This window comes from Rummeliibacillus sp. G93 (assembly GCF_023515935.1).
Taxonomy (GTDB): Bacteria; Bacillota; Bacilli; order Bacillales_A; family Planococcaceae; genus Rummeliibacillus; species Rummeliibacillus stabekisii.
Genome location: NZ_CP097314.1, coordinates 598,930 through 610,958, shown reverse-complemented (window position 1 = coordinate 610,958; position 12,029 = coordinate 598,930). Strand labels below are relative to the sequence as shown.

Genomic DNA, 12,029 nt, shown 5'->3' with positions numbered 1-12,029 from the left:
TACATTATATGAAATGAAACGCTAAGGCAAAAAAAATCCTCCTGCTTTTATAGCAAGAGGATTTTTATTAGTTTGTTAGTCCACTTTTACATTACGAACTTCTGTTGGCTCATCAATAGTTTGTTTACCTTTTAAGTAGTTGATGAATGCATCAGTATCTACTTCGATTGTTTTATCATTTGTTGCTGTTGTGAATGCTTTGAAGTTATCGCCACCTGTTGCGATAAAGTCGTTAATTACAACAGAATATGTTTTTGCAGGATCGATTTTTTCATCTGTATCTCCTACAAATACATCTACAACTCCTTTTGAATTATACGTATAGTGCAAGCCAGATACTTCTAAGCCATAACCACCTGTGAATTGTTGGTTGATTGCTTCTTTAATATTAGCACCAGTCATGTCTACCACTTTCAAGTAGTTGCCGAATGGTTGGACTGCTTGCGCTTTACCCCATGTAATAACATTTTTGTCTCCGTCTTTAACTGTAGTAAGGTCAGCACGGATACCACCAGAGTTTGTCATAGCAAAGTCAGCATTGTAGCCTGAAGCTTTTGCTTGGCTTAATTGTCCATCAGTTACTAAGTTGCCGACTGGAGAACCGCCTAGTGGATGAGCGACACGGTCTCTTGTAATGGATTCAAATGATGCTGTTGCGATTGGCGCATCAATTTTCTCTTTTACTAAAGATTTCGCTTCATTCACAATGCCATTTACCTTCTTAGATACTTTGTTGCTGTTGATTTGTTCTTCAGTTGGCAAGTAGTTATATTTTACAATACCAGATGGTGTTTTAATAAAGTCTTTTGTCTTTTTGCTAATTTTACCTGTTACAACTGAATAAGCTTTACCAAATGATTTTGCCTCAATAATGCGTGTATTTTTGTAAACGCCATTAGCAAAGTTGTGATCATGGCCGCCGATTACTACGTCTACAGAGTGTTTCGGATCGATTTTTTCAAGCTCTTTCAGCATATCGACTGTTTGGCCTAAAATTTTCTCTTTTCCTTGTGTTTCAATTGATGTGTCTGCATCTGTGTTATAGGCACCTGAGTGTGCAACTACGACGATTGCATTTACACCTTGTTTACGCAAAACTTTTGAATATTTTGCGATTGCTTTTGCTGGATTTACCACTTCGATATTCTCAACGTGTTTAGATAGTACTACTGTTTTAATGTCTGGTGTAACGACACCGATAAATCCAACTTTAACTCCACCATATTTTTTCACTGTATAAGGTTTGAAGCCACTAAGGATTTTCTTAGACTTTTTATCTACAATGTTGGAAGTTAGGATCTCCATATTGCTTTTAGTCAATTTATAATCTTTTACTAATTCATAGTTTTGTGTTGCTTCAGTCGGTGCAAGGCCGTTTAAAATTCGTTTGAATTCATCGATTCCCTCATCAAATTCATGGTTACCTAGTGCTCCAACAGTAAATTTAATTGCATTGGCTGCATTCATTGTTGGCTCGTCTTGAAGTAAGCTTGAATAAGATGGACTTCCGCCTACTAAGTCGCCTGCACTAATTCTGTAAGTATTCGCAGCAGCTGTTTTTAATTTGTACTTCTTAGCAAACGCTGCTTTTTCTTGCTCAAAGTGATACGCAAGAGCTGGTGCTCCTCCGATTGGTGTGCCATCAGTAGCTTTATAACTCTCTCCGATATTACCATGCATATCATTGATAGATAGAAACTGTACTGGCACAGTTGTTGGTGCTTTCGGTTTTGCTGGCGTTGTTTTGGCAAAAGCTGACATAGGCGTCATTAATAATGCAGCAGCCCCTAATGTTGCGACGATTTTTGTTTTAAACACTCTCTACACTCTCCCATTTTATATGTAAGTTTGTTTCTTCTTCATTGTATAGTCTGCTATATAACAATACAATACTCAAAATTAAAAATAATATAATAATAGCATGTAAGACTATTCAGATAATACTATATCATCATTTCAAATAAATGAAAGCGCTTTTTTATTAAAAATTTTGAAGAATTTTGCCTAAATATGATATAATTACGTAGAACTTATAGTTAGATGTGCCTGTTAAAATTTGGGGAGGAATTTATTTTGACAACAATGAAATCTGTTCAACAACGTTTTGAAGAAAGTCCTTTTTGGCAAACACTTGGACTTGAATATATACATGCTGAAGATGGAATTGCCGAAATTGCCTTTGACTATAAAAAAGAACTAAACAATGTGGTGGGTACAATGCACGGCGGTGTCTTCATGTCAGCTCTTGATACTGTGATGGGCATTGCAACACATACACTTGGTTTTAAAGATGTAATTACTATTCAACTAGAAACGCGTTTTTTAAAGCCGGTTACTCACGGACGTGTGAAAGGGCTAGCGCGTATCATTTCACAAACCCGTTCAACAACCATTGTAGAAGGCCGTCTCTATGACGAAGAAGATGAACTCGTTGGATTTGCAACAGGTACATTTAAAGGTAGTAATTAAGGATAGAGATGCCCACTCTTTTAAGAGGTTGGGCATCTTTTTATATGTCTCTATTGTAGGTAAAGAGGATCCGATATACTTTACTATTCTGGCTTTTGAGCTTGTCTATCTCCCTGTTCTGCAAGTTATACTGTACAGTTCATTATGTGTTAAGGTACTAAGTTCGCTTCGCCTTCATCGTCACCTTTAACCTTTTGTTTTGGTTTTCTATTAATTTGATAGTTGATGCTATTCTCTTCTTTAATAATCTCGTATTTTGCATAGTTTCTCTTTTCTTTTGGAGGGATTCGCATATAAAACGTATAGTATTCTATTTGCGCTTTTAATGCGCATGCACGATTCATTCTCCGTTCAAATGTACTTACTGTAATATCCATTATTAATTCGGTTCCACTAGTAAAAGTAATAATCGTACCTAAGCTACCGTATGCACTGTACCTTTTTATATGGTTAAGTGCTAACCATATGCAGCCATCTTTCTTTGGCGAGAAAACGGGAAACCAGACTCTTTCGTTAATAGTGACCGGATGCATCTTAACTTTACCAAGAATATGCTTTGTCCCTTGTCCAGCCCCTGTTAAGCTAGAGCCTGAGAATTTTAAATTGGCGTCCATAATTTCGATTGGATTTAAATCGCTTAGTGTAACTCCCCCTAATTCCATAATTTTAGTTTTTACCTTCCCCGTCGCATTCTCGTAAAATGGGATAAGTGCAAGCGTTTCAATAGATAAAGCGTAAACATGTTTAATCAATTCATTTCCCTCCTCATTAATAAAATAAAAGCGATAAAACAAAATTTCCCGCCATCAAATCAAACATAATTTGTAAATTCGACATAATTCAGGATAATTTTATATTATATTATTACTATTAAAATCCGATGTCAAATAAACATATTTTCCTATTAAATTCACTATAAAATCCCTTTTTTCTCTCAAAAACCTGTTAATTAGCGGTTTTGTTATTTTACACTGTTAAAAGCTGATTAACTTTTTTCATTACTTTCTTAACTTAAACGGCCTAAATCACGTTAATTTTAACCAACCAAAAGGCTAAAATTATTTAAATAGAAAGTGCCAATACACTCACAATCCAACTAATATGCATAAGAAAAACAATACTATAGATAACAAGCGCTGCTCTTAAAAGTAGATTTGTCAATAAAGTAGCCCTCATCTTACTTAGAATAACAATGAGAGCTACAGGTAAAGCTAATTTCATTAAATAAAAGGCTATTTTACTCGAGCTGTATATCCAACTCATTAAAGGATTGGCTTCGCCAATAATATGATTGCGTAAGCCTATGTCTGTTAAAATTGTATCTAACAAGCATAATATGAATAATATATAAACATTAATAAATTGCCGTTTACTTTCGGGCTGTGTTATAGATTGTTCCACTAAAACTCCTCCTAAATTGCCAATGTTGAATAAGTCTAAGGCAAATAGAAAGGTTTTTATTCACATACGAAAAAGGACTGGCCAGAAAAATTCTGTGCCAGCCCTTCTAATTTATATTAAATTACATCCATGGATGGCCTGGGTTCCATTGTTGCCATTGTTGGTGATGGCCATCATGATGCATTGGGTATGTTTGCCAATGCTGTTGTGTTGGACGCCAATGGTGTTGACCGGATTGCCAAGGATAGGATTGATGGTATCCATGATGCATTGGATATCCATGGCCACCATGACCTCCATGGCTTCCATGACCCCCATGGCTTCCATGATGTCCCATATTCCAGTTGCCGTGTTGTTGATGTTGCATATGTCCATAGTTTTGATTCCAATCATGCCCCTGTCCCCATTGATCGCCAGAGTGCCACCCACCATACTGTTGACTCATTTGTGACATCCATGGGTTATACTCCATATTTTCCCTCATGTAATTAACGCCTTGCCCATCAAAAGGTTGAACCATTCTCTAAACACTCCCTTTTCATTATTCCTTGTATCATATGGTCAAATGACTAAGGCAATTGGGCCTTTATACTAATAGATTAACAATGGGTAAAGCGTATCGGAAAAGAACATTTCTTTGACCAACAAAAAAACCAGCATTCGCTGGTTTTTCATCTATAGTTGTGTTGCTGCCTCGTATGTTTCCACGAGATTATGGGCCGTTTTTTTCTGGTCATCTGCTAGCATACTTAGTGTAGCATTGAGCTCTTCTAATGAAGCAGTGCTTCCCTCAATAATTGTTGCAAATTCATTTGTATTCGCTTCAATAGTGCCTGTCTTGTCCTCAACACTTTTAATTTCACTTGCTACTACTATCATTTGCTGATTCAGGTTTTGCATAGCAGTATATAAATGATTAAACGCATTTACTGACTTTTCTACAGTTTCCACTTGTTGCTCGACACGTTTCGCCCCTACTTGTAATTGGCTTAAAGTACTTTCATTGTATGTGTTAACATTACTTAGATTTTCATCAATTTTCACTAATGTATCTGCAGTAGTGGAGGCCAATTTACGGATTTCTTCGGCTACAACAGCGAAGCCCTTCCCATATTCACCGGCACGCGCGGCTTCAATAGAAGCATTGAGGGCCAACAGATTAGTTTGTTCTGTAATCCCTTTAATCGCAACTGTGAATGTATTGGTTTCTTGTATTTTAGAAGTCAGCGTTTCAACGGATTGAGAAAGTTGTTGGAAAAATCCAGAGAAATTATCGATTTCTTCCTTCATTTCTTTCATATTTTTCGCACCCTGTGTTGCTTGTTGACCAGCTTCCTCTGTTTCATTTTTAGCGCCTTCTACCGAGCGTCCAATATCGAGTACCGTTTTGTGCATATATTGGATATCTTGTGCAATATCGTTGATCCGATAATTCTGCTGTTCTGCTCCAGCACTTACCTCACTCACTGCCCCTAGCATCTCTTGATATGAAGTAGTGGTGTTTTCAAAAGTATTTTTAATATCGTTTAAATTAGAAGTTATTGTACCGACTGTTGTATTCAGCTTATTCGAAGTATCTTTTTCCTTTTCTGCCTGCTCATGTACTGTGCGTAAGTAGCCCAACGCTTGGTCGAGCACTCTACCATTTTGCAAAATTTGTAGATACAATCCAATAATCATTAATAAATAAACTAATACGACATTGGCCAATTGACTATGTATATCTTCATCTTGAAAATTGATATAGTTCATATAAATTGTCATAAGGCCGAGGATTACTCCGGTAAAGTAAATCTTTCGATTAGAATGAATACTTGCCACTATAATTAAGAAAAAGCTTAAAGCAATAGTACCTAGTGTTGATTCACCTTGGCCAAAAATCAAAGTCATACTAATTAGAAATATCATGGCAACAACAAAGTATGGGAAAGCAATTTTTAGCGCATTAATTTTTTTCTGTGCAAAATAAGCGATTATAAAAAGTAAAAAAGATATTCCCAAACTAATCCTTACCAAATTTGTTGATGACAATATAAGCTGCGCAATTGTGCCTAACCCAGAGCAAATAAAGACCATTAAAAATAGGTAAAAGTTTTTCTTTTGAAGGTCTTCCCATTTCAGTTCATCCATCGTCAAATTTCTCACTTCCTCAGCGATTAAGTAAAAATTCCTGTTATCTTAAAAGATAATTAGGCCTTTTTTCATCATTATTATAACAGCGTGAGATTCAACTTTTCAATGTAAAATGAAAAAAATTACAGACCTTACCCTTAATTATGTCAAAAAAACCATTTAGCTTTTCAACTAAATGGTTTTGGTTTATATCAAATTATAAATGTCTGTAACCAGCAAAGTGTTTTTTCCAGTAAGATTCATTCACAGAGCTAACTTGAACCTTTGTACCGCTTGCACTAACAAACTTGCTGTTGCCCATATAAATACCGATATGTGAAATTCCTGATTTATATGTATTTTTAAAGAAAACTAAATCGCCAATACGAGGTGATTTGGTTGCAGATGAACGTGCATAAAAACCTTGAGCATTTGTGCGCGATACAGAGTATCCTGCTTTTTTATATGCATAGTAAATAAGTCCGCTACAATCAAAACCGCTTTTTGACGAGCCGCCAAAAACGTATTTTATCCCCTGTTGCTTAAGAGCAATTGCTAGAGCCTTGGAAGCTTTAGACGAGGATGAAACGCCTGCAACACTTTTGCTGACTTTTTTCGTAGCTTTCTTTTTAGCTTTTGTTTTTTTCACTTTTAATTTTTGGCCTACATATATTTTTGTAGACTTCATATGATTTAATTTCATAATTGTTTTGTATGAAATATGATATTTGCTTCCTATTTTAGAAAGAGTGTCGCCTGATTTTACTTTGTATGTAACTGTAGCTGCTGATGCGGTTGTTTCTTCTCCCACGGTTGTAAATAGCAGTGCCGAACTTAGTGCGATTGCTGTTAGTAATGGTTTTCTCATTTAATATTCTCCCTTAGTTGAATCAATCTCATAAGTCTTTTTAATAGCATATAGACGAACAGTAATCTGTTCTCCAGACAGAACTTTCAGCGATATTAGCTTACTCTCTATATTGCTTCATTTCGCTAGGCTTCCAGCTCGATCGCATCCCTTAGAAGATGCCGTATCCGTAATACTATCAATACTCTTTTTTTAGTGAAATTTTATTATGAAATTAACTCAGTTATTATCTTTATTAGTTATATTTATTTTTTGTAGTTATTTATTGAACATGTTCATTATAAGGGGTGAATATGACAAGAATGTGATAAGGAGAACAAATTTATATTACAAAAAGGCTCGCATCTTATTTAAGAAGCGAGCCACTCACTATGAATAAAAATGATTTCCGTCGATCATTTCTTTCGCTTTTTTTGATTTATCTATTCTATGATACTCTGAAATTTGGATAACTCGTACATGCCCCGTAAAGAGTTCATGATAAATACCTCTAGAATCTGTAAAGTGGATGTATTGATCTCTTTCACTTTGGATTAATGCTTCTGCTTCTGCTTGCGACTCAACAAAAATAAAACGTCGCACATAATGTTCTTGGTCAAAAAAGTAAGTCACTTTAAATTCCTTCATCAACAAACCTCCTTTTTTCTCTTATGTGTAAGCATATCCATCCTAGGCCATACTAAAACTTTAATCGCTCGGTTCCTCTTTAGAAATTTTTCCACTATTAGTCGTAATGGTTGTCTCCGCTGAATAGGATGTAAGACACCACAAAACGGAGGAAACCACAATGCACTCTTTTTTCCCTTATTTCTTTTTAGGCATATCTTTGGCCGCGCCGATTGGACCAGTTAAGGCAACACTGCTAAACCTTGGGATAAAAAATGGTTTTTTTCATGCCTGGTTTTTTAGCCTTGGCGCCATCGCAACTGACATGTTGTATATGTTATTGGTTTACTTTGGTATTGGGCATTTTATTGAATTTCAAGTCGTCAAAACCATTCTTTGGTCTTTTGGCTGCTTCGTCTTATTGTATACAGGGATTGAAAACTTATTAACCCTCCATAAAGTTAAACTTAATACCAACTTTAAAAAGGTCACAAGATTAAGACATTCATTTCTATCTGGTTTCTTCATCGCCCTTTTAAATCCTTTGACCATCCTTTTTTGGCTTGGCATTTATGGTTCTGTATTAGTAGGCGGTTCTGGGAAACTTGAGAAATGGGAAATTATTTTATATAGCTTAGTGATATTGCTTGGCATTGTATTGGTAGACCTTTTTATGTCAAGTATTTCAAGTGGCTCTCGAAAAGTCCTTTCTACGAAGTTTTTAAATGGCATCTCAATCGTTTCCTCTTTGTCTATGATTGGCTTTGGTATTCACTTTGGCTACCAAGCATATCAAGCCCTGTTTGCATAAAAAAGTACAATACGGAAAACCTACCTCTAACAAATAAAATTGAGGTGTTTTCATGGGGAATACGGAAAAAGATGATGTGAAGGTAGGTTTTTGGGCGATATTCAGCTTAGCTTCCATCCCTCTAGTCATGACGCTCGGCAATTCGATGTTAATTCCTGTATTGCCGATTTTAGAAAAGAAAGTTGATATTTCTTCCTTCCAATCAAGTATGATTATTACCAGCTACTCTATTGCAGCCATTCTGTTTATCCCAGTAGCTGGTTATTTATCGGATCGATTTGGACGAAAAATCGTTATTTTGCCATGTTTAATTTTAGCTCTGATCGGCGGATTAATATCAGCCATCGCCTCATGGAAGCTGGATAGCCCCTACACCATGATTATTATTGGACGAGTCCTTCAAGGTATAGGCGCAGCGGGGGCCATGCCTATCGTTATTCCTCTTGTTGGGGATCTTTTTAATGGCGATGAAGAAAAGGCTACATCCAGCCTTGGCATTATTGAAACATCTAATACATTCGGTAAAGTGCTAAGTCCTATATTGGGTTCCATTTTTGCTGCTTTTCTGTGGTTTTTACCCTTCTTCTCGATTTCTTTCTTCAGTTTAATTTCCATCATTTTAATATTCTTCTTCATTAAAGTCCCCAAGGAAGAGGACGAGCCTGTCGCCTTCAAAGAATTTGTATCCAACGTTAAAGAAACATTTTCAAGAGAAGGTAAGTGGCTGTCTGTTGTCTTTTTAAGCGGTATATATGTCATGCTTGTGCTATTTGGCATGTTATTTTTCCTGTCTGAGGTTCTGGAAAGCACTCATGATATCAAAGGTGTGAAAAAAGGATTTATCTTGGCCATTCCGTTATTGATGCTATGTATCGCCTCCTTTATTACGGGTAAAAAAGCAAAGGGCGAAATTAAAGCATTGAAAAAGCTGATTTTGATTTCATTAATCATCACCTCTGCGAGTATTGCTTTTATTGGTTTTTTAGAGGATCATTTAATTTTCCTTTTGATCGTTGCAAGTATTGCCAGCATTGCTCTTGGCTGCTTGCTACCTGTACTAGATGCTATAATTACTCAGAATATTAAAAAGGAAGAACGCGGTACAGTTACCTCCTTTTACAGTGCTGCTCGCTTTATTGGCGTTGCTGCTGGCCCACCCGTCATGTCGCTTGTAATGAAAAACTATTTGAATCATAGTTATATCACCGCTAGCATATTAGGATTGATCTTAGTATGGCTTGTCGTTAAATTGATTAAAGCAGAAGAGATTGGTTCAAAAAATAAAAACTTGGAACCAAAGACAGAATAAAAAAGGACCAGATTCTCTTGAATCGGTCCTTCTTTTATCATTCATTTGGCATTCATACTGATAAGAATTAGCGTAACGCCAGCAAATAGGCAGATCATGCGCGTCATAGAAATCTTATCTGCTAGCCCAAACATGGCAACGGCCGTAGTAATAATCAGTACAGTAGGTCCCACTAACGCTAGCATTGTATTGATATAAAACGCCTTCTCTAGATTGTTGAACCTAAACATAAATAATGCGGCCATAATTTCAAGACTTCCTGAAAACAGGCGCATCACAACCATAATTAATACGGATTTATCTATAATTCATCATCCAATCTTCCATTTCGTTTCTATATTTCACTATATGTCTGATGTGGACAATTTATATTTACTTTTTAAAAAGCATATGAAAAAGCCTCCGTTAATGTTCGGAGGCTTTAACCTATCTGTTGCTGTACTTTTCATCTAACATGTCAAAGATTTCTTTATAGCTAGGACCAGAAGCGGCATTTAACCTTTTGACTTCCTCAATATCCGTTCCAGTCCATGTATACTTTTTTGGCGTTTCCGAGTCAATCATATTGCCATTCGATTGTGTATCTGTCCATTCATGATTTGCTACTATTTCTTTTATTTCATTGTAAGATGGTCCAGACATCGCATTTTGCCTTTTTACTTCCTCAATGTCTGTGCCCACTTCAGTATATTTTTTATTCATCTGTTGTCTCTCCTTTCATCTTTGTTTATTCACACATCTGTGGATTGAGGTTGATCAGGTTCTCCTTTAGCTTGATGTTGACTAACACCACCGGATGAAAATAAGGGGGGATTCTCATAATCGACTGGATGACTATAGGCAGATGTCATCGTTCCGCCATACTGTCCTACAATCGTTTTGATTGCATCACTTGTGGCTTCAACCTGCGAATTTTGATCGTATACTTTCTTAAAATCCAATGATTTTTTTGAATGATTGTCTAAACTCAAAAGATCACCTCCTATTTTTTTAGGTTTCCTCAAAAAGTGCATTTTATCCGGTTTTAGAGAGCTGTCGATTTCTATCCTGTTGATTGATTAAATTTGTATAATTTTGTCCATAATGATCCTAACGATTGTTTATAAAGGTGGAATTATGTATGTTGAAAAAACTAATCAGTATAGCACTTATTTGCGCCATATCTTTTGGAGCAGGCATTTATTATACATTGAATACATCATCAACTAAGTTTCTAGATTGGAACAAAAATAGTGTTGAATTATTTGCCGCTGCCCCAGCCACACTTTCTTCTGTATTCGATGACGTCAAACTTGTGTTATCCACATCAATGAATTTTATTGATAATCAATTAGACAATCTCTTCCATGAAGATAAGGAGAAAGAGACAAAACTGATAAAGTATATAGAAAAAAATCATGATAATCCTATAAAACCTGTGGATGACTCTCAAAAAATTGATGTCGACAATGAAGAAATCGATCCAATGCCTGCAGATGGCGGAATGGGTATATAAAAAAAGCTCCTATTGTTTGGCTACAAACAGAAGGAGCTTTTTTGTGAATAAATCAAACTTCTAACCGATAATTAAACTATAATTTATCAAAAAGGAGTTCAATCATGATGAAAAATCTGAGATTATTACTACTTTTAGTAGTTGCTCTTTTAGCTATGCAAGTATCAGCTACAGCCAAATCTAATCCAGTTCATACATTACAGCTAAGTAAGCAATTAAAAGCGAAGACACTTTTTTATCCCTACAGAGACCCAGCAGGTGTAACGGGCTCAAAATCAAAGGGATTACAAGGCATCACAGTCGATGAGCATCAACAATATTATCTCACCTACTCAACAGGTGATAAAACGCGGTACGGGTATATTTATAAATATAGCTCTAAAGGGAAACTGATGAAAAAAAGTGAACGTCTCACGATTGGACATGGCCAAGCTATTGCCTATAAAGATGGCTACTTATATCAATTAGCAGATATACGCGGACAAAGCCGGTATACATTGCAAAAAATCAATGTAAAAACATTTAAAGTGGAACGCAAATGGCTGGTTCCGTCGACAATCCATCCCAATGTTATTGCTATGTTGGATAAAAATACAGCAGTTGGCGTTTCTAAATCCGGCAATGGTTATGACCTCAACAAGATTCATTTAGGAAAAGGAAAAGAAGCTGATCGTGATTGGCGAGAAAAGGTACACATTAATGGTCTTGTCGGAACAACCCCAGGTAAGGAAGTACAAGGCTTTGCATATGGCAAGGGGAAATATTATATCCTTTCAAATGGCGAATATATGATAGTGAATCCTGATGGAAGCCAAAGCCAGAAACTACGGTTGAACACCGATAGAGAACCTGAAGGTATCAGTATTACGAATAGCGGAAGAATTGTGATGGGCTTTAATAAATTGAATGAAATATTTATTGAGATGTAAAAAAACATCCAAGTTCTATTACGGAACTT

15 protein-coding genes are annotated in these 12,029 nt (G+C 36.1%); 5 read left to right on the top strand and 10 right to left on the bottom strand.

The features are described from left to right. Positions 1-75: 75 nt before the first annotated feature. The gene (locus M2M59_RS02935) at positions 76-1,818 is read right to left on the bottom strand and encodes a bifunctional metallophosphatase/5'-nucleotidase (RefSeq protein ID WP_249775462.1); all 1,743 of its coding nucleotides are present in this window, start codon (positions 1,816-1,818) and stop codon (positions 76-78) included. A gap of 264 nt (positions 1,819-2,082) precedes the next feature. Here M2M59_RS02935 and M2M59_RS02930 point away from each other — a divergent pair, with 264 nt between their 5' ends. Beyond that, a complete protein-coding gene (locus M2M59_RS02930) occupies positions 2,083-2,469 on the top strand; it encodes a PaaI family thioesterase (protein WP_236717725.1) in 387 nt (128 codons plus the stop codon). 149 nt (positions 2,470-2,618) lie between these two features. Here M2M59_RS02930 and M2M59_RS02925 read toward each other — a convergent pair whose 3' ends face one another. The 6 genes from M2M59_RS02925 to M2M59_RS02900 all read right to left on the bottom strand — a co-directional run bounded on the left by M2M59_RS02925 (position 2,619) and on the right by M2M59_RS02900 (position 7,477). After that, positions 2,619-3,221: a competence protein ComK gene (locus tag M2M59_RS02925; protein WP_184117518.1), complete on the bottom strand. Its 603-nt coding sequence runs from the start codon at positions 3,219-3,221 to the stop codon at positions 2,619-2,621. 310 nt (positions 3,222-3,531) lie between these two features. Further along, positions 3,532-3,870, bottom strand: coding sequence for a DUF5658 family protein (locus tag M2M59_RS02920; protein WP_249775461.1), 339 nt, complete (start codon positions 3,868-3,870; stop codon positions 3,532-3,534). Between the two features lie 121 nt (positions 3,871-3,991). Beyond that, entirely contained in the window at positions 3,992-4,390 is a 399-nt protein-coding gene (locus M2M59_RS02915) for a hypothetical protein (RefSeq protein WP_249775460.1), read from the bottom strand. A 155-nt stretch (positions 4,391-4,545) separates the two neighbouring features. After that, complete coding sequence (locus M2M59_RS02910; RefSeq protein WP_249775971.1) at positions 4,546-6,000, bottom strand: methyl-accepting chemotaxis protein; 1,455 nt, start codon at positions 5,998-6,000, stop codon at positions 4,546-4,548. Positions 6,001-6,199: 199 nt separating this feature from the next. Next, entirely contained in the window at positions 6,200-6,850 is a 651-nt protein-coding gene (locus M2M59_RS02905) for a C40 family peptidase (protein ID WP_147194883.1), read from the bottom strand. Positions 6,851-7,219: 369 nt separating this feature from the next. After that, a complete protein-coding gene (locus tag M2M59_RS02900) occupies positions 7,220-7,477 on the bottom strand; it encodes a hypothetical protein (RefSeq protein WP_147194886.1) in 258 nt (85 codons plus the stop codon). 160 nt (positions 7,478-7,637) lie between these two features. Between M2M59_RS02900 and M2M59_RS02895 the strand changes: the two genes are divergently transcribed. Together M2M59_RS02895 and M2M59_RS02890 are read left to right on the top strand one after the other, a co-directional pair. Then, positions 7,638-8,267, top strand: coding sequence for a LysE family transporter (locus M2M59_RS02895; protein ID WP_066784462.1), 630 nt, complete (start codon positions 7,638-7,640; stop codon positions 8,265-8,267). A gap of 52 nt (positions 8,268-8,319) precedes the next feature. Beyond that, positions 8,320-9,576, top strand: a complete 1,257-nt coding sequence (locus M2M59_RS02890) for an MFS transporter (RefSeq protein ID WP_249775459.1) — start codon at positions 8,320-8,322, stop codon at positions 9,574-9,576. 41 nt (positions 9,577-9,617) lie between these two features. On the opposite strand, the gene M2M59_RS02885 is transcribed toward M2M59_RS02890, so the two are convergent. From M2M59_RS02885 to M2M59_RS02875, 3 genes are all read right to left on the bottom strand, one after another. Continuing rightward, positions 9,618-9,884: a YqhV family protein gene (locus M2M59_RS02885; RefSeq protein WP_371859438.1), complete on the bottom strand. Its 267-nt coding sequence runs from the start codon at positions 9,882-9,884 to the stop codon at positions 9,618-9,620. 118 nt (positions 9,885-10,002) lie between these two features. Continuing rightward, entirely contained in the window at positions 10,003-10,278 is a 276-nt protein-coding gene (locus M2M59_RS02880; RefSeq protein ID WP_249776042.1) for a hypothetical protein, read from the bottom strand. Positions 10,279-10,307: 29 nt separating this feature from the next. Beyond that, the gene (locus M2M59_RS02875) at positions 10,308-10,547 is read right to left on the bottom strand and encodes a hypothetical protein (protein WP_147194898.1); all 240 of its coding nucleotides are present in this window, start codon (positions 10,545-10,547) and stop codon (positions 10,308-10,310) included. Positions 10,548-10,696: 149 nt separating this feature from the next. Here M2M59_RS02875 and M2M59_RS02870 point away from each other — a divergent pair, with 149 nt between their 5' ends. Together M2M59_RS02870 and M2M59_RS02865 are read left to right on the top strand one after the other, a co-directional pair. Then, positions 10,697-11,071 (top strand): hypothetical protein, encoded by a 375-nt coding sequence (locus tag M2M59_RS02870; protein ID WP_249775458.1) that lies wholly within the window; start codon positions 10,697-10,699, stop codon positions 11,069-11,071. 104 nt (positions 11,072-11,175) lie between these two features. Further along, entirely contained in the window at positions 11,176-12,000 is an 825-nt protein-coding gene (locus tag M2M59_RS02865; RefSeq protein ID WP_249775457.1) for a hypothetical protein, read from the top strand. Positions 12,001-12,029: the final 29 nt, after the last annotated feature.